The sequence below is a fragment of the Roseomonas genomospecies 6 genome (assembly GCF_008365375.1).
Taxonomy (GTDB): Bacteria; Pseudomonadota; Alphaproteobacteria; order Azospirillales; family Azospirillaceae; genus Azospirillum.
Window position 1 is genome coordinate 42,731 of record NZ_QOKW01000009.1, and the last position, 24,987, is coordinate 67,717.

The 24,987-nt window shown below is 69.4% G+C and carries 25 protein-coding genes; 20 read left to right on the top strand and 5 right to left on the bottom strand.

Features of this window, described 5'->3' with window-relative positions; genetic code table 11:
• Positions 1 to 11 precede the first annotated feature (11 nt).
• Complete coding sequence (locus tag DS843_RS13405; protein WP_149469393.1) at positions 12 to 494, bottom strand: hypothetical protein; 483 nt, start codon at positions 492 to 494, stop codon at positions 12 to 14.
• Positions 495 to 721: 227 nt separating this feature from the next.
• Between DS843_RS13405 and DS843_RS13410 the strand changes: the two genes are divergently transcribed.
• The 4 genes from DS843_RS13410 to DS843_RS13425 all read left to right on the top strand — a co-directional run bounded on the left by DS843_RS13410 (position 722) and on the right by DS843_RS13425 (position 4,853).
• Positions 722 to 1,300 carry a portal protein gene (locus DS843_RS13410; protein WP_475849171.1) on the top strand — a complete coding sequence of 193 codons (579 nt, stop codon included), beginning with the start codon at positions 722 to 724 and terminating at the stop codon, positions 1,298 to 1,300.
• Complete coding sequence (locus tag DS843_RS13415) at positions 1,293 to 1,562, top strand: Bbp19 family protein (RefSeq protein ID WP_149469394.1); 270 nt, start codon at positions 1,293 to 1,295, stop codon at positions 1,560 to 1,562. Before DS843_RS13410 ends, DS843_RS13415 begins: the two co-directional genes overlap by 8 nt.
• A 44-nt stretch (positions 1,563 to 1,606) precedes the next feature.
• On the top strand, positions 1,607 to 2,311 hold the full coding sequence (locus tag DS843_RS13420) for a capsid assembly protein (RefSeq protein WP_149469395.1): 705 nt from the start codon (positions 1,607 to 1,609) through the stop codon (positions 2,309 to 2,311).
• 211 nt (positions 2,312 to 2,522) lie between these two features.
• On the top strand, positions 2,523 to 4,853 hold the full coding sequence (locus tag DS843_RS13425) for a putative bifunctional diguanylate cyclase/phosphodiesterase (protein ID WP_149469396.1): 2,331 nt from the start codon (positions 2,523 to 2,525) through the stop codon (positions 4,851 to 4,853).
• Positions 4,854 to 4,896: 43 nt separating this feature from the next.
• Here the strand turns inward: DS843_RS13425 and DS843_RS13430 are convergent, their stop codons facing one another.
• Positions 4,897 to 5,322, bottom strand: a complete 426-nt coding sequence (locus DS843_RS13430; RefSeq protein WP_167525301.1) for a PRC-barrel domain-containing protein — start codon at positions 5,320 to 5,322, stop codon at positions 4,897 to 4,899.
• A 418-nt stretch (positions 5,323 to 5,740) separates the two neighbouring features.
• Here DS843_RS13430 and DS843_RS13435 point away from each other — a divergent pair, with 418 nt between their 5' ends.
• From DS843_RS13435 to DS843_RS13475, 9 genes are all read left to right on the top strand, one after another.
• Positions 5,741 to 6,559, top strand: a complete 819-nt coding sequence (locus tag DS843_RS13435) for a phage capsid protein (RefSeq protein WP_149469398.1) — start codon at positions 5,741 to 5,743, stop codon at positions 6,557 to 6,559.
• 43 nt (positions 6,560 to 6,602) lie between these two features.
• A complete protein-coding gene (locus DS843_RS13440; protein WP_149469399.1) occupies positions 6,603 to 6,872 on the top strand; it encodes a hypothetical protein in 270 nt (89 codons plus the stop codon).
• Positions 6,873 to 6,931: 59 nt separating this feature from the next.
• On the top strand, positions 6,932 to 7,501 hold the full coding sequence (locus DS843_RS13445; protein WP_149469400.1) for a phage connector family protein: 570 nt from the start codon (positions 6,932 to 6,934) through the stop codon (positions 7,499 to 7,501).
• Positions 7,501 to 9,396 carry a phage tail protein gene (locus tag DS843_RS13450; protein ID WP_149469401.1) on the top strand — a complete coding sequence of 632 codons (1,896 nt, stop codon included), beginning with the start codon at positions 7,501 to 7,503 and terminating at the stop codon, positions 9,394 to 9,396. The genes DS843_RS13445 and DS843_RS13450 overlap by 1 nt, the downstream gene beginning before the upstream one ends.
• A complete protein-coding gene (locus DS843_RS13455) occupies positions 9,396 to 10,082 on the top strand; it encodes a hypothetical protein (RefSeq protein WP_149469402.1) in 687 nt (228 codons plus the stop codon). Before DS843_RS13450 ends, DS843_RS13455 begins: the two co-directional genes overlap by 1 nt.
• A gap of 37 nt (positions 10,083 to 10,119) precedes the next feature.
• Positions 10,120 to 12,150: a glycosyl hydrolase family 28-related protein gene (locus tag DS843_RS13460; protein WP_149469403.1), complete on the top strand. Its 2,031-nt coding sequence runs from the start codon at positions 10,120 to 10,122 to the stop codon at positions 12,148 to 12,150.
• Positions 12,150 to 13,694 carry a phage terminase large subunit gene (gene terL, locus DS843_RS13465; protein ID WP_149469404.1) on the top strand — a complete coding sequence of 515 codons (1,545 nt, stop codon included), beginning with the start codon at positions 12,150 to 12,152 and terminating at the stop codon, positions 13,692 to 13,694. Before DS843_RS13460 ends, terL begins: the two co-directional genes overlap by 1 nt.
• An 88-nt stretch (positions 13,695 to 13,782) precedes the next feature.
• Positions 13,783 to 14,118 carry a hypothetical protein gene (locus tag DS843_RS13470; protein ID WP_149168017.1) on the top strand — a complete coding sequence of 112 codons (336 nt, stop codon included), beginning with the start codon at positions 13,783 to 13,785 and terminating at the stop codon, positions 14,116 to 14,118.
• A complete protein-coding gene (locus DS843_RS13475) occupies positions 14,115 to 14,630 on the top strand; it encodes a cell wall hydrolase (protein ID WP_149469405.1) in 516 nt (171 codons plus the stop codon). Before DS843_RS13470 ends, DS843_RS13475 begins: the two co-directional genes overlap by 4 nt.
• 40 nt (positions 14,631 to 14,670) lie before the next feature.
• Here DS843_RS13475 and DS843_RS13480 read toward each other — a convergent pair whose 3' ends face one another.
• A complete protein-coding gene (locus tag DS843_RS13480) occupies positions 14,671 to 14,919 on the bottom strand; it encodes a hypothetical protein (RefSeq protein ID WP_149469406.1) in 249 nt (82 codons plus the stop codon).
• Positions 14,920 to 15,226: 307 nt separating this feature from the next.
• Here DS843_RS13480 and DS843_RS13485 point away from each other — a divergent pair, with 307 nt between their 5' ends.
• From DS843_RS13485 to DS843_RS13510, 6 genes are all read left to right on the top strand, one after another.
• On the top strand, positions 15,227 to 15,604 hold the full coding sequence (locus tag DS843_RS13485; RefSeq protein ID WP_149469407.1) for a DUF952 domain-containing protein: 378 nt from the start codon (positions 15,227 to 15,229) through the stop codon (positions 15,602 to 15,604).
• Positions 15,601 to 16,674 carry a quinone-dependent dihydroorotate dehydrogenase gene (locus tag DS843_RS13490; RefSeq protein WP_149469408.1) on the top strand — a complete coding sequence of 358 codons (1,074 nt, stop codon included), beginning with the start codon at positions 15,601 to 15,603 and terminating at the stop codon, positions 16,672 to 16,674. Before DS843_RS13485 ends, DS843_RS13490 begins: the two co-directional genes overlap by 4 nt.
• Positions 16,675 to 16,682: 8 nt before the next feature.
• Positions 16,683 to 17,834, top strand: coding sequence for an EAL domain-containing protein (locus tag DS843_RS13495; RefSeq protein ID WP_149469409.1), 1,152 nt, complete (start codon positions 16,683 to 16,685; stop codon positions 17,832 to 17,834).
• Positions 17,835 to 17,982: 148 nt separating this feature from the next.
• Positions 17,983 to 19,935, top strand: a complete 1,953-nt coding sequence (thrS, locus tag DS843_RS13500) for a threonine--tRNA ligase (RefSeq protein ID WP_475849125.1) — start codon at positions 17,983 to 17,985, stop codon at positions 19,933 to 19,935.
• Positions 19,936 to 20,058: 123 nt separating this feature from the next.
• Positions 20,059 to 20,547 (top strand): translation initiation factor IF-3, encoded by a 489-nt coding sequence (infC, locus tag DS843_RS13505; RefSeq protein ID WP_475849127.1) that lies wholly within the window; start codon positions 20,059 to 20,061, stop codon positions 20,545 to 20,547.
• Positions 20,548 to 20,734: 187 nt separating this feature from the next.
• Entirely contained in the window at positions 20,735 to 22,579 is a 1,845-nt protein-coding gene (locus DS843_RS13510; protein WP_149469412.1) for a transglycosylase domain-containing protein, read from the top strand.
• Here the strand turns inward: DS843_RS13510 and DS843_RS13515 are convergent.
• Together DS843_RS13515 and DS843_RS13520 are read right to left on the bottom strand one after the other, a co-directional pair.
• Positions 22,576 to 23,235: an SH3 domain-containing protein gene (locus tag DS843_RS13515; protein WP_149469413.1), complete on the bottom strand. Its 660-nt coding sequence runs from the start codon at positions 23,233 to 23,235 to the stop codon at positions 22,576 to 22,578. The two genes, DS843_RS13510 and DS843_RS13515, sit on opposite strands and share 4 nt — an antisense overlap.
• A gap of 8 nt (positions 23,236 to 23,243) precedes the next feature.
• Entirely contained in the window at positions 23,244 to 24,392 is a 1,149-nt protein-coding gene (locus DS843_RS13520; protein ID WP_149469414.1) for a hypothetical protein, read from the bottom strand.
• Between the two features lie 269 nt (positions 24,393 to 24,661).
• Here DS843_RS13520 and DS843_RS13525 point away from each other — a divergent pair, with 269 nt between their 5' ends.
• Positions 24,662 to 24,982, top strand: a complete 321-nt coding sequence (locus tag DS843_RS13525; RefSeq protein WP_149469415.1) for a ribbon-helix-helix domain-containing protein — start codon at positions 24,662 to 24,664, stop codon at positions 24,980 to 24,982.
• Positions 24,983 to 24,987 lie beyond the last annotated feature (5 nt).

Consider the following 24,987-nt stretch of genomic DNA (forward strand, 5'->3'; position numbering starts at 1 on the left):
CTTTCACTAGTTTAGCGCGCCTTTTTCTCTTGCTTTGACATGGCAAGCTCTAGAAATCCGATGACGAGATCCGTCATGCGTTCTTCGTCCATCTCATCGATATGCGCATCCTTGGATGGGCCAGTGTGAGGGATCAATTGAACAAGGCCGATCTTGCCATAGGCGTTCACATTGAAGACTAGATGCTTGTTTGTATCAGCCCCATCCAATGACAGATAGCATGATACCTGGGCGATGGCCGGCTTAATGTCGCGCTCAGATTTGCGAACATCAAGTATAATACCATCATCTTTGATGCGGCTATTGATGCTCTGCACGACGTTGAGCAAGAGAGGGTAGGTTTCGGTTTCCCATTTCTTTTTTGCTGCGGCCTTTTTGTCCTCTTCTTCCTTAGCCTTCAAAGCGGCAGCGTCCAGGGCAGCCTTGGCCGCTTCATCATTTGCCTTTTTGGCGGCAACAACCGCGTTAAGCCGCTCGTCAAGGTTCTGCGACATGATGGCTCCGTTCAGTCTAGCGTTAGGACGTTTTTAGGCTCTTACCGCAACCGGAGCAATGCTGTCGCGGCGTGAACTGCGCTTATTCCAGGTGTGAACTTGGTGGGCACATTTGCTGAACACGTTCGTTCGGTACGTTCCGCACCCTGCTTACGTGGTGCTTACATCGGGTCCGGGGTGCTGCCTAACGATATGAAAAGCAAGCACAATGCCAGATTATCACTAGCATCTGGCAGGCCGACGACGACGGAGTGCTGAATCCCGCCACCATCCGGCTTGTGCCGGGGACGATCATTCCCAAGGCGGTGGGGTCCGCCGGGCTGACGCCGCTCGCCAACCCCGGGCGGTTCGACGTGTCGCAGCTCGTGCTGGACGACCTGCGGGCGCGCATCCGCCACGCGCTGCTCGCCGACCGGCTGGGACCGCTGGATCAGCCCCGCATGACCGCGACCGAGGTGGTCGAGCGCTCCGCCGAGATGGCGCGGCTGCTCGGTGCGACCTATGGGCGGCTCCAGGCGGAGCTGCTCACCCCGCTGGTGCTGCGCGCCGTCGGCATCCTGCGCCGCCGCGGCGAGATTCCGGACATCGCGGTGGACGGGCGCACGGTCGCGTTGCAGCACCGCTCCCCGCTCGCCCAGGCCCAGGCGCAGCGGGACGTCCAGGCGACGCTGCGCTGGCTGGACACGGCGCGGCAGCTCGGGCCGGAGGCGCTGTCCACGGTGGACGCCGCGGCGACCGCGCGCTGGCTGGGCGAAGCCTTCGGCGTGCCGGCCAAGCTGGTGCGGGCGGAGGCGCCCCATGGCTGACCCGGCTGGCTGGGACTGGTTGGAGGGCGTGGGTTCCACCGGAACCGTCCCCGGCCCCCATCCCGACGGCGATCCGGCGCCCAGCTTCGCCCGCTGCTTCGCCGGGCCGGACGGGGCGCGGGTGCTGGGCACGCTGAAGGCCATGACGCTGGAACGCACGCTCGGCCCCGACGCCTCCGACGCCGCCCTGCGCGACCTGGAGGGCCAGCGCCGGCTGGTCGCCGTCATCCTTGCCCTGACCGCCCGCGGGCAGGGTGCCTGATCCTCTCGATCGACCCCGATCATTCTTCAAAAAGGGAGCTTTCCATGGCCGAGAATCTGCTGACCTCCTCCGTTCCCGGCGCCCCGCCCGCGGTGCCCGAGAAGTTCCGCGACCCCGAAACCGGCGCCGTCCGGGTCGAGGCGCTGCTGAAGTCCTATCTGGAGCTGGAGCGCAAGCTGTCCGCTCCCGGCGGCGGCGACAGCGGTGAGCGGCCCGATCTGTTGAAGGCGCCCGGCGTGCCGGAGGGGCCGGAGGGCTATTGCATCGCCTGCGACCACGGGCTGTTCGAGCCGGACCCGGCGATCAACGGACGCCTGCACGGCGCCGGCTTCACGCCGGAGCAGGCGCAGCTCGTCTACGACCTCGCCGCCGAACGGCTGGTTCCGCTGATCCAGGAACTGGCCGCGGAGTTCCAGGCGGAACGGGAGATCGAGCGGTTGTCCGCCCAGTTCGGCGGGGCCGAGCGCTGGCGGGAGGTGTCGCGGCAGCTCCACGCCTGGGCCGTCAAGAATCTGCCGCCCGCCGCGGTGGAAGGGCTGTCCACCACCTATGAAGGGGTGATGGCGCTTCACCGGATGATGACCGGCGCCGAGCCCGCCGCCCTGTCCATGCCCGCCGGCCCGGCCTCCGGCGGCGCGGAGGCGGAGCTTCAGGCGCTGATGCGCGATCCCCGCTATTGGCGCGACCGCGACCCGGCGACGGTGTCGCGGGTGACCGACGGCTTCCGGCGGCTCTATCCGAACGGTTGAGGCCTGACGCGCGGCAGGGCATCGCGGCGGGTCCGCGGTGCCTTCCGCGCCAAAGGGGCAAAATGTCGCAGCCATTCCAAAAAGGCGCGCCGCCGCAGCCGTGCGCAACTTGGGCGTTGCGTGGCTGTAACAAAAAAGCGAGGCTGCGTTCGCAGAATGACAACCGGCCCGTGGCAATAGGCCGGACGCGACGATTGCCGCCGGGACCGTAATGACGCTGCGCCGCAAGATCCGCTGGTTGACCTGGATCGGCCTGATCGGCTGCCTGATGGCGGCGATACCTGCGCTTTATCTGCTTCGCAGCGGTTTGATCGCGGAACGGGAACGGTTGACGCTCGCTCTGGTCGAGTCGGCGCACGCGATGCTTGGCGAGATCAACACCGCCATCGTGGCCGGGGCCCTGCCGCGGGACGAGGGACAGGGGCAGGCGCGGCTGGCGCTGCGGGCGCTCGGCCGCGATCCCTTCCATGTCAGCGTCTTCACCGACGGGAGCGTGCCTCCGGGCTGGATGGGGGAGGGGCACTCCGTCCGCGCCAGCGTCCTGTTCGAACCCTGGGGCTGGGCGGTCGCCGCGGCCAGCGGAACCGACGACCTGGAGCGCGAGTTCGCCGTGGAGGCCCTGGCCTTCGTCCTGTTCATCGCCGTCCTGCTGGTGCTGAGCTGGCCGCTGTCGGTGTTCCTGTCGCAGCATGTGCTGGGTCCCATCGAGGCGCTGTCGGAGCGCATGGAGCGGCTGACCGGCGGGCAGACCGGCATCGACATTCCCGGGCGCGACCGCAAGGACGAGTTCGGCGCCATGGCCCGCGCCATGGAGTATTTCCGGCAGGCCGCCGAAGCGCTGATCGAGCGCGACGAGCGGCTGTTCGGCATCATGAACAACGTCGGCGAAGCCATCGTGCTGGTCGGCGAGGACGGTCTGGTGGAGGAGCACAATCCCGCCGCCGTCGCGCTGTTCGGCGTGCCGTCGGGCCAGCTCGACGGGCGGCGGTTCGCCGACCTGTTCGTCGAGGAGGACCGCGAGCGGGTCGCCCGGCTGCTGGGCATGCCGACGCTGGCCGCCGGCGGCGCGGGGGGAGCGGGCTCCAGCCGCACCGAGCGCGCGGAGGAGCTGGGAATCGAGCGGGAGGACGGGCGGGTCGATGCGTCGCTCACCGTGTCCTGCCTGGATGTGCAGGGACGGCGCAGCTACGTCTGCGCGCTGGCCGACATGACGGAACGGCTGCGCCACGAGCGGGAGCTGCTGCAGCTCGCCACGCGCGACCGGCTGACCGGTCTGCCGAACCGGGCCCTGATCGAATCGCTTCTGGATTCCTCCATCGAGCGGGCGCGCCGCCATGGCCGCCGCTTCGCGGTGCTGTGCCTGGACCTGTCGCGCTTCAAGCTGATCACCGACACGCTGGGCCATCATGCCGGCGACCTGCTGCTGCAGGAGGTCGCGTCGCGGATCGTCGTGACGGTGCGGGCCAGCGACACGGTGGGGCGCATCGGCACCGACGACTTCGCGGTGATCCTGGACGAGGTGGGGGAGGCGAAGGAGGCGGAGATCGCCGCCCAACGCATCCTGGCCGCCTTCGAGGAACCGGTTCTGCTGATGGAGACGGAGCATTACGTCCGTCCGTCCATCGGCATCGCGCTGTTCCCCGATCACGCCGACAGCGCGCAGGAGCTGATCCGCTCCGCCGACACCGCGCTCTATGCGGCCAAGCGGGCCGGCGGCAACCGCCACGCCTTCTTCCGCAAGGAGCTGGCCGACCAGGCGCACCGCCATCTGGCGCTGGACCGCGACCTGCGCGCGGCGCTGGCGCAGGGGGAGTTTCAGCTTCACTACCAGCCCAAGGTGTCGCTGATCGACCAGACGCTGGAAGGCTTCGAGGCGCTGCTGCGCTGGGACAAGCCCGGATTCGGCATGATCTCCCCCGGCGAGTTCATCCCGGTCGCCGAGGATACGGGATTCATCGTGCCGTTGGGCGACTGGGTTCTGGACGAAGCCTGCCGCCAGTTGCGCGACTGGCTGGACCGCGGGCTGAAGCCGGTGCCGGTGGCCGTCAACATCTCCCCGCGTCATCTGCGCCAGCGGTCCGCCGAGGATTTCCGCCGCATCATCGACCGCCACCGCCTGTCGCCCGACCTGGTCGAGCTGGAAATCACCGAGGGCGCGGTGATGCAGGACATGGACCACGCGCTGTCCGTCCTGGCCGCGTTGAAGGCCATGGGCATCCGCGTGGCGGTGGACGATTTCGGCACCGGCCATTCCTCGCTCAGCTATCTGAAGCGGCTCCCGGTGACGACGCTGAAGATCGACCGTTCCTTCGTGAACGGCGTGCCGAGCGAGCGCGAGGACAACGGCATCGTCTCCACCATCATCGCCATGGCCGACATGCTGGGGCTGGACGTGGTGGCGGAGGGGGTGGAAAAGCAGGAGCAGGCCAATTTCCTGCGCCACCACAATTGCACCCTGGTCCAGGGCTGGCTGACCGGTCGCCCGGTGCCCGCCGGGCAGGCCGCCGACCTGCTGACCGTCCGTCTGCGCCAGACGGCGTGAGGGGACGCCGGGGGCCGGTGTGGCCCCCGGACCATTCCAGGCGTCAGCGCAGCGCGCCCTTGACGTCCTCGTACTTGCCCTTCTGCCAGCTCTCCAGGCCCTTGAGATCGGCTTCCGTCATATCGACGGTCAGGCGGTCGCCTTTCATGTGCAGCCGGTCCAGCGGCAGGACGACATCCTTGTCGCTGAAGTCGGCGATGTGGTCGACATCGAGCACGGCGAAGGTCTGGTTGCCCTTGCGGACGACGCCTTCGACCTCGGCGATGTCCTTGCCGTCGCTGCCATAGACGTCCTTTCCCTTGAGCTGGGCCGCGGTCATTTTCGCGACCGCCGGATCGAGCGATCCGTGGGTGGCCGCGACCTGGGAGGTCGGCTTGTCGGCGGGAGCCTGCTTGGCGGCGGTTTCGGCCAGAGCCGGCGTGGCGAGCAGAAGGGCGGCGACGCCGCAGGCGGTGATGATCGTCTTCATGAAGCGAATTCCTCTTTTTGTGCCGTGTTCTTCGGGCCGTGAGGGCCAAAAGTTCAACAGCATGCGAGTGGGGAATATTCCGCGCTCCGACGGGGTACCGCACCCTGGAAATTCGGCGATCAAGGAAAATATTCTTGACATGCTCGGACGCATGTCCTAGAACCGCTCTTGCCAACGCCCGACGTGCGTCCCCTCTCGCGGCGGGCGGCGGCATCCCGAACCTCCCTCCATGCCTGTCCTGAAAGGGGCTGACCGGACAACCGAAAGGCCCGGTCAGCCCCTTTCTTTTTCGCGCTTCGCCCGCGGCCGGGCGCGCGTCCCCCCTGTCCTTTCCGGGGATTGGGCGCGCCTGACAACCGGGTGGCGGAATGCTCCCCGCCGGACGGGACCCCGCAGAACGCGAAAGGAAATCATTCCGATGTCCACCTCGGTCGCCCAGGCTTTCGTCAAGCAGTTCGAACGCGAAGTGCACGACGCCTACCAGCGCATGGGCTCCAAGCTGCGCAACACGGTGCGCACCAAGAACAACGTCCAGGGCGCTTCCACCGTCTTCCAGAAGGTCGGCAAGGGCACGGCCTCCACCAAGGCGCGCCACGGCGCGGTCCCGGTGATGAACCTGGATCACACGCCCGTGGAATGCACCCTCTACGACTTCTACGCCGGCGACTGGGTCGACCGGCTGGACGAGCTGAAGACCAACATCGACGAGCGCCAGATCATCGCCAGCGCCGGTGCCTACGCGCTGGGCCGCAAGACCGACGAACTGATCCTCGGCGAGTTGAACAAGTCCACCAACTACGCGGGCGGCTCCGGCGACGGGCTGACCAAGGCGAAGGTGCTGGCCGCTTTCGAGATGCTGGGCGAGTCCGACGTGCCGGACGACGGGCAGCGCTACGCCGTCGTCGGCTGGAAGCAGTGGAGCCAGCTTCTGGGCATCGACGAGTTCGCCAGCACCGAATATGTCGGCGCCGACGAGTTGCCCTGGCGCGGCACCCAGGCCAAGCGCTGGCTGGGCACGCTCTGGATGCCGCATTCCGGCCTGAAGGCCGAGGGCGGCGTGCGGCTGTGCCACTGGTACCACAAGACGGCCATCGGCCACGCCTCCGGCGCCGACGTGAAGACGGACATCTCGTGGCACGGCGACCGCGCCGCCCACTTCGTCAACAACATGATGTCGCAGGGCGCCGGCCTGATCGACGCGGCGGGCGTCGTCACCATGCGCTGCCTGGAAGCCTGACGCCGCCGCCTTTTCCAGCCCGACCGACACGGAGTTTCCTCCCATGGCCTATCTTCCGAAGGACCTGAGCGTCCTTGCCTACGCCAACGGCTTCACGCTCTGGCACTACACCACGCCGGACGCCGCCGCCCAGGTGGACAACGGCGGCTATTTCAACGGCGCGTCCGACCTGCTGCGCGCCGGCGACATGATCCTCGCCAACACCGGCACCGCCGGAACGCCCGCCGCGGGCGTCTTCGTGGTCGCGGCCAACACGGCGGGGGTGGTGGACGTCACCAACCTGTCGCCCTTCGGCGCGTCCAACACGGACTGACCCGTTCCATCCATCGCTCCCTCTCCCGCTCAGGGAGAGGGCTTCGGAGGTTCGTTCCCATGGCATTGACCGCTATCGGGCTGTGCAGCCGCGCGCTCATCAAGATCGGGGCGACGGGCATCACCGCCTTCGACGAGGGCACCGCCGAGGCGGAGGTCGCGTCCTCGCTTTACGAACCGGCGCGCGACGCGCTGCTGTCGGCCAACGCCTGGAGCTTCGCCACCCGGCAGGCCCGGCTGCCGCGGCTGGCGGACGACCCGGTGGCCGACTATGGCGCGGCCTTCCAGCTTCCCGCCGACTTCCTGCGCGCGCTCGGCGCCGGGGCAGGCGGGCGTGGGCGCGGGTTGGAATACCGCATCGCCGGGCGGGCGCTGCACGCGGCGTCCGACGCGGTGGTGCTGACCTATGTCGGACGCCCGGCGGAGGAGGACTTCCCGGCCTTCTTCGATCAGGCGCTGATCGCCCGGCTGGCCGCCGAGTTCTGCATCCCGCTGACCGAGAATTCGAGCCGGGCGGAGCTGTTGCAGCGGCTGGCCGAGAGCGAGTTCCGCCGCGCCCGCCAGATCGACGCCCTGCAGGACAGCCAGCCGGGATTCGAGGATTTCACCCTGATCGACGCGAGGGGCTGATGGCGCGGATTCGTCAGGTGAAGACCAACTTCACGGCGGGGGAGATTTCCCGCCGGCTGCTCGGGCGCGGGGACCTGCGCGCTTACGACAACGGGGCGCTGGCGCTGCGCAACCTGTTCATCCACCCCACGGGCGGGGTGACGCGCCGCTCCGGCCTCGCCTTCGTCGATCCGGCGCGCGGCGACGGACGGCTGGCCGCCTTCGAATTCAACACGGAGCAGACCTATCTGCTGGTCTTCTCCGACGGGCGGATCGACGTCTACGGCGACGACGCGCCGGTCGCCACGGTGGCGGCCCCCTGGACCGCCGCCCAGCTTCCCCAGATCACCTGGACGCAGAGCGCCGACACGCTGCTGGTCTGCCACCCCGACGTGCCGCCCCGCAAGCTGACCCGCAGCGCCGCCGCCGGCTGGACCCTGACCGACTGGAGCTACGTCGCGGAGGGGGAGCGGGTGGCGATGCCCTTCTACCGCTTCGCCGACCCCGCGGTGACGCTGACTCCGTCCGGCACGGACGGGCTGGTGACGGTGACGGCCTCCGCCCCCGTCTTCGACCCGAAGCAGGAGGGGACGCGCATCCGCATCCAGGGCAGGCAGCTTCGCGTGGAGGGGGTGGTGTCCGCCACGCAGCTTTCCGGGACGGTGCTGGAAACGCTGCTCGGCACCGCCGCGACCACGGCGTGGGACGAGCAGTCCTTCTCGCCGTTGCGCGGCTGGCCGGTGTCGGCGGCCTTCCACCAGGACCGGCTGGTCATCGGCGGGTCGCGGGACCTGCCCAACCGGCTCTGGCTGTCGCGCTCCGCCGATCTGTGGAACTTCGACCTGGGCACCGGCAAGGACGACGAGGCCATCGAGTTCGGCATCCTGTCCGATCAGGTGAACGCCGTGCGCGCCGTCTTCTCCGGGCGGCATCTCCAGGTCTTCACCTCCGGCGCGGAATACATGGTGTCGGGCGACCCGCTGACGCCGCAGAACATCCAGGTCCACCGGCAGACGCGCATCGGCTCCCCCGTGGACCGCTCCGTCCCGCCGCGCGACGTGGACGGCGCCACCCTGTTCGTGTCGCGCAACGGGCGGGAAATCCGCGAATTCCTCTACACCGACACCGAGGCCGCCTATCAGGCCAACGATCTGGCGCTGCTGGCCCGCCATCTGGTGGTGAGGCCGCGCGACCAGGATTACGACCAGGGCCGCCGGCTGCTGTTTGTGGTGATGGAGGACGGCGCGCTGTGCGCCCTGACCGTCTACCGGCTGGAGCAGGTGACCGCCTGGACCCGGCTGGAGACGGACGGGGCGGTGCGCTCCGTCGCGGTGGTCGGGGACGAGGTCTATGTGCTGGTGGACCGCGCCGGGCGGTGGAGCGTGGAGCGTTTCGACGACGGCCTGAACCTCGACGCCGCCCTGGTCGGCGACCACGAGGCCCCGACCGCGGTGTGGAGCGGGCTGGACCATCTGGAGGGGCGGGCCGTCGCGGTGGTCGCCGATGGGACGGTCCGCGCCGACGCCACCGTCGCCGCCGGCCGGATCGTGCTGGACCCGCCGGCCCGCCATGTCGAGGCCGGGCTGCCCTACAGCCACCGCGTCGAGCCGCTGCCGGTCAGCCTGCTGGGCCAGGCGGGCGCGACGGACGCGGTGCGGCTGGTCTCCGTCCGCTTCCGGCTGGAGGAGACGGCGGCGCTCCACGCCGATCTGGGGCGCGGCCTTCAGGAACTGCCGCTGCACCGGACGGGGCCGCAAGCCCCGGGCGGCGTTCCGGCGCCGGTGTCCGGCGACCGCAAGCTGCGGGCGCTGGGCTGGCGGCGCGACAGCGACCGGCCCCTGTGGAGCATCCGGCAGGACGCGCCGCTGCCCTTCACGCTTTTGTCCGTAACCATGGAATTGAGGGTGAACGACTGATGGGCGGAATCACGACCCTGGCCACGGCGGCCCTGCCGCTGGCGAACTCCGTCGCCGACACGGTGGACCGCGTCTCCGGCACTTCGGCCAGCCTGCGCGCGCAGGAAGCGACGGCGCGGCGGCAGCAGGCCGCCGACGAGCGCAGATACGCCCATCAGGCGGAACAACAGCGGCTGCAATGGCAGCACGAGGACGAGCTGCGCCGCGAGGAGCAGGAGCTTCAGCGCCGGAAGGAGGAGCAGGGGCGAGTCGAGGCGGAACAGCAGCGCGCCCGCGAGATGGACTGGCTGGCGCAGAGCCAGAATCTCGCCGCCCAGCACCTCCGCGCCGGGCAGGCCGCGACGCTGGCGGAGACGGAGACGGGCGCCCGCTCGCGGCTGGCCCAGGCGTCCGCCGCCGCCCAGTCGGACGAGCGGCGGCGTGTGGACGCCCTGCGCCGCACCGTGGCGCGCACCCGCGCCACGCTGGGCTCCAACGGGGTCAGCGCGGCGGACGGCTCCGGCGAGGCCATCCTTCTGGGCATCGTCAAGGACGGCGCCGCGGAGCGCGCGGAGGCGGAGGGCGCCGACCGGCTGAAGCGCGAGGCCATCCAGCAGGAGGTGGACAACGCGCGCCGCCGCAACCTGCTGGAACAGGCGCAGCTCGCCGAGCGCCAGCGGCTGGAGTTCATGAGCCGCTTCTACTGACGGCTCCTTTCGTTCCACGCAGCAGGAGGGGCGCACCATGCCCAGCGCAATCGACGTTCCGCGCGGCAACCCGCGCGTCCAGTATCTTGCCGACGGCGTGCAGACGGACTTCACCTTTCCCTTTCCGGTCTTCGAGGAGGGCGACCTCCAGGTCTTCCTGGGCGCCGCGCGGCAGACCACCGGCTATGCGGTGACCGGGGCCGGAGAAACGGCGGGCGGCACAGTGGCATTCGAAGCACCGCCGGAGGCCGGGACGCCCGTCCTGCTGCGCCGTCGCCTGCCCATCGAGCGGATGAGCGACTTTCTGGAAAGCGCGCCGCTTCCGGCCTCCAGCCTGAACCGGGAGTTCGACCGGCTCACCGCAGCGCTCCAGCAGGTGGCCGGCGATCTGGAACTGATGCTGCGCTACACCGACACCGACCTGCCGGCCTCCAACCGGCTGCCGGGACGGGCGGCGCGGGCGGGTCAGCTCCTGGCCTTCGATACGGCGGGCAACCCCACCGTCCGCCCGCCGGTGGACGAGGAGGCGCTGTCTACCTTCGTCGCCCCCGGCGCCGGGGCCGTTCGCCGCCCGGTGCGGGAGAAGCTGGCCGACGCCCTGTCGGTGAAGGATTTCGGCGCGGTGGGCGACGGCATCGTGGACGACACGCTGGCGATCCAGGCCGCCCTGACCAGCGCGGACGCCGTTCATGTGCCGCCGGGCACCTACCGCATCACCAACACGCTGACGGTGGGCTATGGGCAGACGCTGTCCGGTGCGGGGCAGAGGTCCGTCATCGCCGGAGCCTCGGCGGGCTTCGACCTGATCCATCTGCCGGACGGCTACGCCACGGTGAGCGGCCTGCGGCTGGAGAAGGGGGACGCCGCGGTGAAGCTGTTCGGGCGGGACGGCCCTTGCGTTCACAACACGCTGAGCGACCTGACCATCTGGGACCCGCGGGTCGGGCTGCTGTTCGACGGCTATGCCGATCCCAATTGGCCCTGCTACTGGAACATGGTGTCGCGAATCCTGGTGGCGCGCCCGTCGCTGCACGGGGTGTGGCTGACCCGGACGGGGGAGGGCGACACGCCCAACGCCAACCGCTTTTCCATGGTGCGCGTCTATTCCCTGTCGGCGCCCATCGCCGGCTGCGGCTTCTTCGTGGAGCAGGGCAAGTACAACAACAGCTTCCAGGACTGCGAGGCCAACCTGTCGACCATGGCGCTGGCCTGCTTCCGCGTCGGCGCCAACACGGACAAGACGCTGATCCTGAACTTCTACGCGGAGTCGCTGGGCGGCGTGCCGAACGTGCAGCTCGACGCCGGGTCGGTGGAAACGGCCATCGTCAACCTGCTGTCCATGTCCGCCGGTCCGGCCATCCACGACCTGTCGGGCGGGCGCTACACGGCGGTGAACGCCGGCTATCCGGAAAAGAACCGGCTGGCGCGCAGCCGCGTCTCCGAACTGGTCGTCGAGGCCCTGCGCTACGACACGGAATATGTGGAGCCGCAGGCCGGCGGGGTGATCGCGCTGGACCTGACCAGCTCGGTCTATTTGGTCAGCGCCTATGCCGGGGACGTGGAGCTTCGGCTGCCGGCGGCGGGGGCGGCCAACGGCCATGCGGTGACCGTCAAGCGGACGGACGCCTCCACCCACCGCCTGACGATCACGGAGACGGGCGGGCCGGGGCCGGACGGACGGACGGTGGCTCTGGGCAACCGCCATGACTTCGTGACCATCGTGTCGAACGGCGCCGGCTGGTGGGTCGTGGGCGGCAACAACCGGCCTGGAAACGCCCATTTCCACGACCAGCCGGGCCTCTTCGAACCGGACCTGAACCAGGCGCTGTATCTGGTCAGCGCTTTCGGCGGCGCCGTCACCGTGCGGCTGCCGCCGCCGGGGGCGCTGCACGCGGTCGGGCGCACGGTGACCGTCAAGAAGGCCGACGTATCGGGCAACCCGGTCACCGTCACGGTGCAGGGCGGCGGCGGGCCGGACAACGCTCCGGTGACCCTGGCCGCCACCGGCAGCGCCGTGACCGCCATGTCCAACGGCGCGGGCTGGCACATCGTGGGACGGGTGCCGTGATGGAGGCGGCGGATGAACGGAAGAAGGGGTTCTTCGCCTTCGTGCAGGACTGGAACCGGCAATCGGAGTTGAGCACCCCCCGCCACCATCTGCAGATCGCGGCATGGCTGGAGCGGCAGTCCGTCGGCATCGGGCCTGCCGCCATCGGGCCGCGCCTGCTGCTGATGGCCTTCCGCGGGGCGGGCAAGTCGTCCATCGTCGGGCTGTTCGCCGCCTGGATGCTCTACCAGGACCCCAACCGGCGGCTGCTGGTGCTGGCGGCGGACATGAAGCTGGCGAAGAAGATGGTGCGCAACGTCAAGCGCATCATCGAGCGGCATCCCGACACCCGCGGCCTGAAACCCCCGGCGAAGGAGCGCGACCAGTGGGCCGCCGACCAGTTCACCGTGGTCCGCCCGCAGGAGCTTCGCGACCCCTCCATGGTGGCGGCGGGCATCGGCGGCAACATCACGGGCAGCCGCGCCGACGTGGTGATCTGCGACGACGTGGAGGTGCCGCGCACCTCCGGCAGTCCGGGCAAGCGCGCCGACCTGCGTGAGAAGCTGGCGGAGATCGACTATCTGCTGGTGCCGGGCGGGGTGCAGCTCTATGTCGGGACGCCGCACAGCTACTACTCCATCTACGCGGAGGAGCCGCGGACGGAGGCGGGGGAGGCGCGGCCCTTCCTGGACGGCTTCGCGCGGCTGGTCCTGCCGGTCTACACCGACGGGCCGGACGGCAAGCGCTGCTACGCCTGGCCCCAGCGCTTCGGCGAGGCCCATGTCAACCGCATCCGCAAGACGACCGGTCCCAACAAATTCACCAGCCAGATGCTGCTGCGCCCCGTCAACGAGGCGGAGGGCTTCCTCGACCCCGACCGGCTGGGCCGCTACGGCGGCGAACTGGAGTACCGGGAATCGGCGGGGCGGGCGGTGCTGACGCTGAACGGCGTGCGCATGGCCTCGGCCTCCTGCTGGTGGGACCCGGCCTTCGCGCGCCCGGCGGCGGAAGGCGGCAAGCCCGGCGATTCCAGCGTGGTCGCCGCCGTGTTCGGCGGGACGGACGGGCGCTTCTACCTGCACCGGCTGCTCTACCTGTCGGTGGACCCCGGTGCTCCGGACAGCGAGGCGGAACAGCAATGCCTCCAGGTCGCCCGCTTCCTGGAGCGGCACCATCTGCCGGCGGTGCATGTGGAGATCAACGGCATCGGGCGCTTCCTGCCCGGCCTGCTGCGCAAGGCGCTGGAAAAGGAGAAGGTCGGCGCCGCCGTGGTCGAGGAGGCCAGCCGCCGCGCCAAGTCCCTGCGCATCCGCGAGGCGTTCGACGCCCTGCTGGCCGATCGCCGGCTGCTGGCCCACGCCGCGGTGTGGGAGACGCCCTTCATCCGCGAAATGCGCGAATGGTCGCCGGACGGGCGCTACGCGGGCCACGACGACGGGCTGGACGCGGTGGCCGGCGCCCTGTCCTGCGAACCCTTCCGCTTCGACCGCCAGCCGGTGCCGGGCCGGAAACCGGACTGGCGCGCCGCGGCGCCGTCGGTCGCGGCGGAGGGATGGGACGTGTGATCGTCGCTCGTGAGGTCCCGTGTTCGTCAGGCCGCCTTCCCGACCGGAAGGCGGCCTTTTCTTTTGCTTTTTTCCATGGAGAACGGAGATGCAGGAAACCATCGACCTGTCCTGGTGGATCACGGCGGTCGAGCTGCCGGTCATGGGCGGGCTGTTCTGGCTGATCGCGCGGCTGCGCAAGGATGCGGAGACCGCGCTGGAGACCGTGCGGGCGCGCGCCGAGTCCGCCCAGGCGCAGGTGCGCGAGAGCCTTGCGGCCTACAAGCTGGAGGTCGCGAAGACCTACGTCTCGGTCGCGACGCTGAAGGATGTGGAGCAGCGGCTGACCGACCATCTGCTGCGCATCGAGAACAAGCTGGAAAACGGCTGCGCGCCTTATGGCCAGCCCTATGTCCCGCCCTATGCCGACGGGGGCCGCCGGTGAGGGCGCGCGTCCTGAAGCCCGAACCCGCTCCGGCGGTGGCGCCGCCGCAGGGTTCGTCCGCCGATGCCCTGGGCGCAGATGCCCTGGGCGCCGATGCCCCCGGCGATGCGGTGGACACGCTCGCCCGCACCCTGTGGGGGGAGGCGCGCGGTGAGTCCGTGCGGGCCATGGAGGCGGTGGCGGCGGTCGTGATGAACCGCGTCCGCCGCGCGCGCGACCATGGAGGATGGTGGTGGGGCGGCGATGTGGCCGCCGTCTGCCGTCTGCCGGGACAGTTCCCCTGCTGGGACCCGGACGCGCCGGGGCGGCTGGGGCTGTCGTCGGTGACCGCCGCGGACCCGGTCTTCGCCGTTGCCCAGCGGATCGCGCGCCGCGCGGTGGCCGGGCTGCTGGACGACCCGACCGGCGGGGCGACACACCTGCACCGGGCGGGTGAGAACCCGGACTGGGCCCAAGGCCGCGGCGCCTGCGCGGAAATCGGCGGATTCCAGTTCTACAACGACGTCGAGTGACGCCGCCTTCCGGGAATCGGGCCTGCATTCAGGCCGGTGGTCAGGCGGCTTCCTTGATCATCGCGAGGTAGATCTTCCAGGCCGTTTCGACCGAGACGCCGCCGGCGCGCGACCCCGCGGCCAGCATCGCCGCCGACGGCTTCAGCGGGACGGGCGTGCTGCTGGGCTCGGCGGACCCGGTCAGGGGGGCTGTGTCCGCTCCGGTCACGATCACCCCATGGACGCGCGAGTCGAGCGCGTGTTCCGCCGGGTGCCGTTCCTTCACAACATTCATCGCGATCGCGTTCATGGGGCTTCTCCTTGCTTGCCCCACTCAAAGCAATCCCGATGCCAACCCGGGGCGGCTCCCTGCGGAAGAGGCGGACCCCACGCCGAAGCCTTGATTCCTCGACCTTTCTTCGAAGCCGGCGGGGGAGGGAAAGGCGCGGCGGCCAATTTTCTTTCTGCAAAACGCCGAGAGATTTCCGAGACCGCATTTGCAAATTGCGAAGCAAACAGCGCAACACCCCGTTCCGGGGCCGTCGCGGCCCCGCAGCCCGTACCATTCCCGCCACATCTGGCTTTGCCGACGGGCTTTGGGGTAAGGTCGCCGTGCCATGACTGAACGGATCATCTTTCATATGTGCCGCGCCACGGAGTGGGAGCAGGCGCTCGCCGCCGGCGCCTATCGCGGCTCGTCGCAGGATGCGGCGGACGGCTTCATCCATTTCTCCACCGGCTCCCAGGTCGAGGAGAGCGCGGCCAAGCACCGCGCCGGCCAGGACGGCCTCGTCCTGCTGACGGTGGACGGCGCCGCCCTGGGCGACGCCCTGAAGTGGGAGGCGTCGCGCGGCGGCCAGCTTTTCCCCCATCTCTACGGGCCGCTGCCCCCCGCGGCGGTGCTTCGTGCCGATCCGCTGCCGCTGGGGCCGGACGGCCGCCACGTCTTCCCGCCGAACTTCAAGGACATCATTCTCAAGGATACCGCGCCGTGATCGACCTGTTCCCCATCGTCGGCCCCGTCCTGCGCAGCTTCGATCCGGAAACGGCGCACGGGCTGACCATCAAGGCCCTGTCCAGCGGGCTGATGCCGCCGGTGCGGGAAAAGGACGATCCCATCCTGCGGACCCGGGTGCTGGGGCTGGACTTCGCCAACCCGGTGGGGCTCGCCGCCGGCTTCGACAAGAACGCCGAGGTGGTGGACGCCATGCTCCGGATGGGCTTCGGTTTCGTGGAGGCGGGCAGCGTCACGCCGCGCCCGCAGCCCGGCAACCCGAAGCCGCGTCTGTTCCGCGCGCCGGAGCAGGGGGCGGTCATCAACCGCATGGGCTTCAACAACGAAGGGTTGGAGCCCTTTGCCCAACGGCTGGAGCGGCGCCTGTCCGGCGGGCGCAAGGCGCCGGGCATCGTCGGCGCCAACCTGGGAAAGAACAAGGACACGGTGGAGGCCGCGGACGATTACGTCCTGGGCGTGACGCGGGTGGCGGCGCTGGCCGATTATCTTGTCGTCAACGTGTCGTCCCCCAACACGCCGGGCCTGCGCGCGCTCCAGGGGCGCGACCCGCTGCGCACCCTGCTGGGCCGCGTGCTGGACGCGCGGACGGCCTGCAAGCTGGCCAAGGCGCCGCCCGTCCTGCTGAAGATCGCCCCCGACCTGACGGACGAGGACAAGGCCGACATCGCCGCCGTCGCGCTGGAGTCGGGAATCGACGGGCTGATCGTCTCCAACACCACCATCGCCCGCCCGGCGGAGATTCCGGAGCCGTTGCGCGGGGAAGCCGGCGGCCTGTCCGGCAAGCCGCTGTTCGCGCCCTCCACCGCCGTTCTGCGGGAGATCTACGCGCTGACCGGCGGCAAGCTGCCGCTGATCGGGGTGGGCGGCATTGCCTCGGGCGCCGACGCCTACGCCAAGATCCGCGCCGGTGCGTCGCTGGTGCAGCTCTATTCCGCGCTGGTCTATGCCGGACCGGCGCTCGTGCTGGCGATCCGGCGCGATCTGGCCGCCCTGCTGCGCCGCGACGGTTTCGCCTCGCTGGGCGACGCCGTCGGGGCGGATCACCGCTGAACGGGCGCGTGGCGACCGTGATCCACGCTCTGGCCGTCGCGGCGGCGGCGGCCCTGGCCGTTCTCGGCCTGTGGGAGCTGCGGCCTGAAGCCGATCCGGCTATCGGCTGGCTGGCCGGGGCGCTGGTTTTCCTGGCCGGAATCGTCCTCCACGGCCGGCTGACCCGCCGGGCGCGCGAGAGCGTGGTCCTCGACCGGCTCGACGGCGTGCAGCGGAGCGTCGATGCGCTGGCCGCGAGGCTGGATGAGGGGCGGAGCGCCTCCGCTCCCACACCCGTCACCCAGCAGGCCGTTCTCCAGGAGGTGAAGCTCCTGCAAACGCTGGTCGCCCGGCTCGGCGCCCTGCCGCGGGACGGCGTGCCGGCGCCCCAGGCGCCGCGTCCGCCGGAAGAGCGGCGTGCCGCCTTCGTCGAGGCGCCACCGATGGACGACGCCGCGGTTCTGGAAGCGGTGCGCGACGCTCTGGCCGCCGACCGGATCGACATCTACCTTCAGCCCATGGTCAGCCTGCCGCAGCGCAAGCACCGCTTCTACGAGGTGTTCTCGCGCGTGCGGGCCGCCGACGGGTCCCTGATCCTTCCCGACCGCTATCTGGAGATCGCGGAGCGCGAAGGGCTGCTCGCCACCATCGACAACCTGCTTCTGGTCCGCTGCGTCCAGTTGATCCGCGAGACGGAGCGGCGCCAGCACGCCATCGGCTTCTTCTCCAACATGTCCGCTTCCACGCTCAGCGACGCGGAGTTCATGGAGCAGTTCCTGGATCTGATGGCCCGGAACCAGGCGCTGGTGCCAAAGCTGGTGTTCGAGCTGAGCCAGCAGGAACTGCGGGCCGGCAGGGCGGTGACGATGGGCATTCTGTCGCAGCTCGCCCGCATCGGCTTCCGCTTCTCCATGGATCAGGTGACGGATCTGGACATCGACCCTGACATCCTGTTGCGGCACGAGATCCGCTATCTGAAGCTGGATCGCGGGCTTCTGCTCGACCCCGCCATGGCGCCGCGCGCCGAGGCCCTGCGCCGCCGTCTGGACGGCACGGGGATCGACCTCATCGTCGAGAAGATCGAGACGGAGGCGCAGCTCGACGCGGTCGCGCGCACCGGCATCGATTTCGGCCAAGGCTACCTGTTCGGCGAACCACGTCCGGCGCGCAAACCGGCGTGAATTGATTTTTGCAAGAAAATTCGCCGTTCGGGTGGCGAATTCAGGCTGGAAATGCCCCCGCCGCCCTTGACAGAAAGCCCGGCGGCATTAGAAGTTTCGCCTCCCGGCATGCGCCGGGTGCGATGCAAACAGTCAAATGGTGACTTCGGTGACGTCCAACATCGCCATCACGCTGCCCGACGGCAGCGTGCGGGAGTTCGACCGGCCGGTGACGGGGCTTGAGATCGCCCAGTCCATCGGGCCGCGCCTTGCCAAGGATGCGCTTGCCGTCAAGCTCGACGGCGAGGTGAAGGACCTCACCACCACCGTCACCACCAACGCCAAGATCGAGATCGTCACGCGCAGTCATCCCGACGCGCTTGAGGTCATCCGCCACGACGCCGCCCACGTTCTGGCCGACGCCGTTCAGAAGCTGTATCCGGGCACGCAGGTGACCATCGGCCCGGCGATCGCCAACGGCTTCTATTACGACTTCGCGCGCGAGGAGCCCTTCACGCCCGACGATCTGGAGAAGATCGAGGCGAAGATGCGCGAGATCGTCGCCAAGGACATCCCCATCGTGCGCGAGGTCTGGACCCGCGACGAGGCCATCGCTTATTTCAAGAAGCTGGGCGAGCATTACAAGGCCGAGCTGATCGAGGCGATCCCGGCGGACCAGGACATCAGCGTCTACCGCCAGGACGACTGGCTGGACCTCTGCCGCGGCCCGCACGCCCCGACCACGGGCAAGGTCGGGACCGGCTTCAAGCTGATGAAGGTGGCCGGCGCCTACTGGCGCGGCGACAGCCGGAACCCGATGCTCCAGCGCATCTACGGCACCGCCTGGCGCGACGAGAAGGAGCTGAAGGGCTACCTGCACCAGTTGGAGGAGGCGGAGAAGCGCGACCACCGCCGGCTGGGCCGGGAACTGGACCTGTTCCACGTCCAGGAGGAGGCCGTCGGCTCGGTCTTCTGGCACCCGAAGGGCTGGACGCTGTTCCGCACGCTGGAGACCTACATCCGCACCAAGCTGCAACAGGCGGATTATGTCGAGGTGAAGACGCCGCAGCTCATCGACAGCTCGCTGTTCAAGGCGTCGGGCCACTGGGACATGTATGGCGACAACATGTTCAAGGTCTCGGCGGACGACGGCGAGAAGATGCTGGGCATCAAGCCGATGAACTGTCCGGGCCATGTGCAGATCTTCAAGCACGGGCTGCGCTCCTACCGCGATCTGCCGATCCGCATGGCGGAGTTCGGGGCCTGCCACCGCAACGAGCCGTCGGGCGCGCTGCACGGCATCCTGCGCGTGCGCGCCTTCACCCAGGACGACGCCCACATCTTCTGCACGGAAGATCAGGTGCCGACCGAGGCGGCGGATTATTTCAAGCTCCAGCTCGGCGTCTACCGGGATCTGGGCTTCGACAAGATCGACGTGAAGCTGGCGCTGCGCCCCGACGTGCGCGCCGGTACCGACGCGGTGTGGGACCGTGCGGAGGAGGGGCTGCGCACCGCGCTGCGCTCCGCCGGGCTGGAGTTCGAGGAACTGCCGGGCGAAGGCGCCTTCTACGGCCCGAAGGTGGAATTCCACCTGACCGACGCCATCGGGCGCACCTGGCAGTGCGGCACGCTCCAGCTCGATTTCGTCCTGCCGGAGCGGCTGGACGCGTCCTACATCGGCGAGGACGGCGCCCGTCACCGTCCGGTGATGCTGCACCGGGCCATCCTGGGCTCGCTGGAACGCTTCGTCGGCATGCTGATCGAGCATTACGCCGGCAAGTTCCCGATGTGGCTCGCCCCGGTCCAGGCGGTGGTCTGCACCATCACCAACGAGGCCGACGGCTACGGGCAGGAGGTCGTCGGCCTTCTGAAGCGCCGCGGCATCCGTGCCGAACTCGACACCCGGAACGAGAAGATCAACCTGAAGGTCCGTGAGCACAGCCTTCAGAAGGTTCCCGTTCTGGTGGTCGTGGGCAAGCGCGAAGCGGAAGAGCGGACGGTCGCCCTCCGTACCCTCGGTGGTAAGGATCAGGAAGTTCTTGCCCTCGACGCCGCGCTCAATAAACTGAATGAGGAGGCGAGGTCCCCCGCGGGCGCCGCCGCCTTCGATTCGCCGTTCTAACCGACCGCACCGTTCGGGTGGGCTTCCCTCCGGGAGGCCGCGCCACGGTGGGTTTCCAGTCATGGAGAAGCGTCCATAGCCAGGATACCGTCCGAAGCCGCTCCGACCCGCGATGGACCGCGGGTGAACCGGGAGATCACGGCTCGCTCCGTCCGTCTCGTCGGCGCCGATGGCGAGATGGTGGGCGTCGTTTCGTTGCGCGATGCGCTTCTGGCCGCCGAAGATGCGGGTCTCGACCTCGTCGAGATCGCCCCGCAGGCCGAGCCTCCTGTCTGCAAAATCCTCGACTATGGCAAGTACAAGTACGAGGCGCAGAAGAAGGCCGCCGAGGCCCGCAAGAAGCAGAAGATCATCGAGGTGAAGGAGATCAAGCTCCGTCCCAACATCGATGACAACGACTACGACGTGAAGATGCGCTCGGCCCGCCGCTTCCTTGAGGAAGGCGACAAGGTCAAGGTGACCATGCGCTTCCGCGGGCGCGAGATGGCGCACCAGGATCTTGGCATGAACGTGCTGGTCCGCGTGCGCGACGAGTTGGATGAACTGGCGAAGGTCGAGCAGATGCCGAAGCTCGAAGGCCGCCAGATGGTGATGGTCCTCGCGCCGAGGTGACCCTCCGGCGCGGAAGGCCATACCGCCGTCCGCAGAGCACACGCGTTTCAAAAAAGGCCCGCCGGTTCCGGCGGGCTTTTTTGTTGGGCGGGGGTGCCGTCGCGCCTCCGCAATTACGGGGTAACGGCATTGTGAAAGGCGGGCGGTGCGCCGACGTGAGGCTCGTTCCGCCTCCAACGTCCGGCCTATGCCCCGACCATCCCTGTTCCGCCGCGCCGCCCTTGCCCTGACGCTCGCGCTGCCGCTGCTGGCCGTCGCCCCCGCCGCGCCTTCCGCGCAGGCGTTGGAACTGTTCGGGGAGGACTTCCCCACGGTGAACGACGTGCTGGCGTACAACCGCGGCCACGGCGTACGCTTCCTCGACCGGCAGGGGCGCTTCATCGGGGCCATCGGCGAGACGTACGGCGAGACGCTGACGCTGGAGGCCCTGCCGAAGCATCTGATCCAGGCGCTGATCGCCAAGGAGGACCGGCGCTATCTGGAGCATGACGGCATCGATTTCCAAGGGTTGGCCCGCGCGCTGGCCGTGGCGGTGACCTCCGGCAGCTTCAGCCAGGGCGGCAGCACGCTGACCCAGCAGACGATGAAGCTCATCTTCCTGAACCGCTACAACCGCTGGTCCCGCAAGGCGTACGAGCTGTACAGCGCCAGCGACTTCGAGGAAAAGCTGGGCAAGAAGAACGTCCTGTACCTGTACCTGAACCGCGCCTATTTCGGTTTCGGCGCGTACGGGGTGGACGCCGCCGCCCGCGTCTTCTTCGGCAAGCCGGCGGGAAAGCTGTCGCTGAAGGAGTCGGCGATGCTCATCGGGTCGCTGCCCGCCCCCTCCCGCCTGAACCCCTTCGCCGATCTGGAGAAGGCGGAGGCGAAGGCCGCCCTGGTGCTGGACGCCATGGCCGACGCGGGATTCATCACCAAGCGCACGGCGGAGCAGACCAAGCGCCAGCGCCCGATGCTGGCCGCGGCGAACAAGGCGGCGGTGCTGTCCACCGGCCATTTCCGCGGGACGGCGAAGGCCCGGTTCGACCGCTTCGCCGCCGACCGCTACCGGGGTTCCGCCATGCCCGGCCCCACCTTCACCGCGCGGACCACGCTCGACCGCGATCTCCAGGCCGCCGCCCTGCGCAGCGTGGAAACCACCCTGAAACGCCACGCCAAGACCCTGGGGGACGCGGAGGTCGCGCTGGTTGCGCTCGACGGCGACGGGGAAATCCTGGCGATGATCGGCGGGCGCGACGCCGCGGCCCGGCGGGACCACTTCAACCGCGCCATCCAGGCCCGCCGCCAGCCCGGTTCGGCCTTCAAGCTGTTCGTGTTCCTGGCGGCGCTGGAACGGGGGATGACGCCGGACTCCCGCGTGGACGGCTCCCGCATGGAATTCACGGACGGGCGGGCCATCCGCAACTTCGACAACCGCTATCCGCCGTCGGAAACGCTGGCCGAAGCCTTCGCCCACTCGACGAACACGGCGTCGGCCCGGCTGACCCGCGGCCATGCGGAGGAGATCGCCGCCGCCGCCCGCCGCCTGGGAGTCGAATCGCCGCTGGAGCCCGACCTCGGGCTTGCGCTTGGGGTCAGCGAGGTGTCGCTGCTGGAGATCACCCAGGCCTATGCGGTGGTCGCCAACGGCGGCAACAAGGTCGACGGTCACCTGTTCCAGCGCATCGGCGACCCCGCCGGGCGAACCATCTACCGCTACACCCCAGGGAAGCCGGAACGGGTGATCGACCCGCGGACCGCCGCCACCCTGAAATCCATGTTGGGCGGCGTGATGCGGGAGGGCACCGGCAAGACCGCCCGCCTGCCCGCGGCCCTCGCCAAGCAAGGGGCGGGCGGCAAGACCGGCACCACCAACGACTACCGGGATGCCTGGTTCATCGGCTTCGCGGACGGCGTGGCCGGACGCGGTCTGACGGTGGGGGTTTGGGTCGGGAACGACGGAAACACACCCATGAAAGGCGTCACCGGCGGCTCCGTTCCGGCGGAAATCTGGCGCCGCTTCATGGTCGAGGCGGCACGGCTGAAGGGTTAGCGGCCCTTGGTCCCCCTGAGCAGCGACGCCCCGACGAAGCCCAGCGACCGTCCGTTGCGCCCGACCTCGTACCAGGACCCGAAGGCGCCCATCACCGTGACCGTCTCCCCTCTCTCCAGCACATCCTTCACCTTGGCGTCGCAGTAGGGAGCGACGCGCAGGTTCGCGGCGGCGAGGACCCGCACCCGCGTGCCCGTGGCGATGGTCGGGCGGCGCGTCTCGGCGCTGCGCTCCTCCGCGATGTGGTCGGGCAGGGCGCAACCCCGGTCTTCCTTCGACGCCTTGGCATAGCCGCCCTTGAAACGATTGGCGGGCGGGCTTTCCGCGGCGGCCACGGGCGCGGGGGCATCCGGCTTGCGGACGGGCAGGGGAGGGGCCGCGGCGTCCGTGGCTGTGGAGGGCGGAGGTTCGTCCTTGGGAGCGGCGGCCTGCTCGGGCGTCGCGGGCGTGGGGGTGGCCAGCGCCGGCAGAGGCAGCAGCGGCGCCTGGGCTTGCGGGGCGCCCTTTCCCGTCCGGCCCAGCGGTGTCAGCCGGGGCAGCAGGGCGGTCGGCGGCGGGCGTGGCGTGAAGGTCGGTTCCGCCTCGTCCGCCCGCGCCGACGAGTTGTCCGGCAGAACCAGCAGACCGAGAAGGACAGAAAGGGCGAGCCGCCGCATCCGCCGCCTCAATCCACGACGACGCGGGCGATGAGGGCGGGCAGGGTCTGGCAGCGGAACAGCCCGTCCATGGTCTGCTGCTCGGTCAGGCGCAGCGACAGGGCGCAGCCATAGGCGTTCACCGTCAGGGTCGTCTGCGCCAATGCGCCGATGGAGGCGGAGGGCTTGGCGATGCTGTAGCCGGGTGCCCCCAGCCGTCCGGCCAGAGCGCCGTTGACCGGGTTGAAGGAATCGATCTCCAGCGTCAGCGGACCCAGATTGTTCAACACCGTTTCGGAGTGCGGGTCCTCCTTCGTCGCGTAGAGCTGCACCGGAACGGCCTTGCGCCGGGCGATCCAATCCTTCAGCGCCAGATTGCCCAGCACCGGGTCGCGGCTTTGCAGCGCCGCCTCGACGGCGATCTGGCGCAGCGCCGGGTCGTTGCCGCCCAGCGCCGCTTCATAGGCGGCGATCCGCGCCGGGCGGTCGGCGCCCAGCATCCGGGCGCGCAGATCGGCGATCCGCGCCGCACGGGCGTCCGCCTGCCGCCGCTCGGCCGCGGCGCGCTCCTCCTCCGCCTTGGCGGCGGCAGCCTGCCGGGCGAGCAGGTCCTCCTCGCGGCGGCGGCGGGCATCCTCTTCGGCGGCGCGGGCCTCGGCCTCGCGGGCGATCTGGTCGCGCAGGCGGTTGGCCTCGGCGGAGCCGACCAGGACCGGGCGGCCCGGAAGCTCCTCCAACGGCTGGCCGATGCCCTCCAGCACCTCCGGATTCCGCAACTCGATGCGCGCGCTCCACCCGTTGGGGCCGAGCGTGGCGAGCGCCTTGGCGGCCAGCGTCTTCTCCAGCCCGGCGTCGGCGACGGGGCGGATGAAGGTCACGGCCCCGTCCCGGCTTTCGACCGAATAGGTGGGCTTGGCCAGCCGCAGTCTTACCCCGATTCGGACCATGGTCCGCGAATCGGCGCCCTTCGCGGCGGTTCGTCCATCGGGCGCCGGGGCGGGCGCCGGGGCTGGAGCCGGCTCCGCCGTCACCTCCTCGACGGACCAGGGGGGCGGGACGAGGCGCGACACCTCGGCGCGGATGCGGTTGATGGGCAGGTCGGACGCGCGCGCCGGCAGGACGGGGAGCAGCCCGGCCATCAGCGTCACCGCGATTCCCAACGCCGCCGGTCGCACCATCTCTCGTTCCCCGCCGGAAGTGACCACTACAGCTTGTGTCGGTCGATCGACCCACTGGTATAGCGAAGCCGTCCGCGAAAGGAAGCGGCTTTTGCCCGGACCGAAGCCGTGCGGCGGCGGGAACAGGAAGCGGTTGTACGGGATCGCGACCCTCGGTCGAGATTGGCTTTGTGCGCACACGCCGCTTGCAATATCCTCATACAAGTGAATGTATGTTCGCCGGGAACGCGAACGCATTTCCGCAACGGCAGGGGATCAAGGGCATCGATATGGCGGGCAGACAGGGGAACAAGGAAGGGCCGGTCCTGGTCTGTCGCAACGTCAAGGTTTCGGGCCGACGCACCAGTCTTCGGATGGAGCCGTACATTTGGGACTCCTTGAAGGAAATCTGCGAGCGCGAGGGCCTGACCCTGAACGACATCTGCACGCAGATCGACGAAAGGCGCGGGGAGGCGAACCTGACCGCCTCCATCCGCGTCTTCATCGTCAGCTATTTCCGCAACGCCATCGGTATCCGGGGCTTCTCCGAAGACGGGCCGTCCAGCATTCTGCGGAAGGCCATGGACGACGCCATTCCCCCCTTCGACTGAAAAGG

Coding starts and splice junctions, on each gene's coding strand:
- DS843_RS13515 (WP_149469413.1), bottom strand. CDS start 23,235: ATGCGGCGGCTCGCCCTTTCTGTCCTTCTCGGTCTGCTGGTTCTGCCG.
- DS843_RS13485 (WP_149469407.1), top strand. CDS start 15,227: ATGACTGAACGGATCATCTTTCATATGTGCCGCGCCACGGAGTGGGAG.
- DS843_RS13425 (WP_149469396.1), top strand. CDS start 2,523: ATGACGCTGCGCCGCAAGATCCGCTGGTTGACCTGGATCGGCCTGATC.
- DS843_RS13405 (WP_149469393.1), bottom strand. CDS start 494: ATGTCGCAGAACCTTGACGAGCGGCTTAACGCGGTTGTTGCCGCCAAA.
- DS843_RS13440 (WP_149469399.1), top strand. CDS start 6,603: ATGGCCTATCTTCCGAAGGACCTGAGCGTCCTTGCCTACGCCAACGGC.
- DS843_RS13430 (WP_167525301.1), bottom strand. CDS start 5,322: ATGAAGACGATCATCACCGCCTGCGGCGTCGCCGCCCTTCTGCTCGCC.
- DS843_RS13460 (WP_149469403.1), top strand. CDS start 10,120: ATGCCCAGCGCAATCGACGTTCCGCGCGGCAACCCGCGCGTCCAGTAT.
- DS843_RS13510 (WP_149469412.1), top strand. CDS start 20,735: ATGCCCCGACCATCCCTGTTCCGCCGCGCCGCCCTTGCCCTGACGCTC.
- DS843_RS13415 (WP_149469394.1), top strand. CDS start 1,293: ATGGCTGACCCGGCTGGCTGGGACTGGTTGGAGGGCGTGGGTTCCACC.
- DS843_RS13435 (WP_149469398.1), top strand. CDS start 5,741: ATGTCCACCTCGGTCGCCCAGGCTTTCGTCAAGCAGTTCGAACGCGAA.
- DS843_RS13455 (WP_149469402.1), top strand. CDS start 9,396: ATGGGCGGAATCACGACCCTGGCCACGGCGGCCCTGCCGCTGGCGAAC.
- DS843_RS13445 (WP_149469400.1), top strand. CDS start 6,932: ATGGCATTGACCGCTATCGGGCTGTGCAGCCGCGCGCTCATCAAGATC.
- DS843_RS13480 (WP_149469406.1), bottom strand. CDS start 14,919: ATGAACGCGATCGCGATGAATGTTGTGAAGGAACGGCACCCGGCGGAA.
- DS843_RS13520 (WP_149469414.1), bottom strand. CDS start 24,392: ATGGTGCGACCGGCGGCGTTGGGAATCGCGGTGACGCTGATGGCCGGG.
- terL (WP_149469404.1), top strand. CDS start 12,150: ATGGAGGCGGCGGATGAACGGAAGAAGGGGTTCTTCGCCTTCGTGCAG.
- DS843_RS13525 (WP_149469415.1), top strand. CDS start 24,662: ATGGCGGGCAGACAGGGGAACAAGGAAGGGCCGGTCCTGGTCTGTCGC.
- DS843_RS13420 (WP_149469395.1), top strand. CDS start 1,607: ATGGCCGAGAATCTGCTGACCTCCTCCGTTCCCGGCGCCCCGCCCGCG.
- DS843_RS13450 (WP_149469401.1), top strand. CDS start 7,501: ATGGCGCGGATTCGTCAGGTGAAGACCAACTTCACGGCGGGGGAGATT.
- DS843_RS13470 (WP_149168017.1), top strand. CDS start 13,783: ATGCAGGAAACCATCGACCTGTCCTGGTGGATCACGGCGGTCGAGCTG.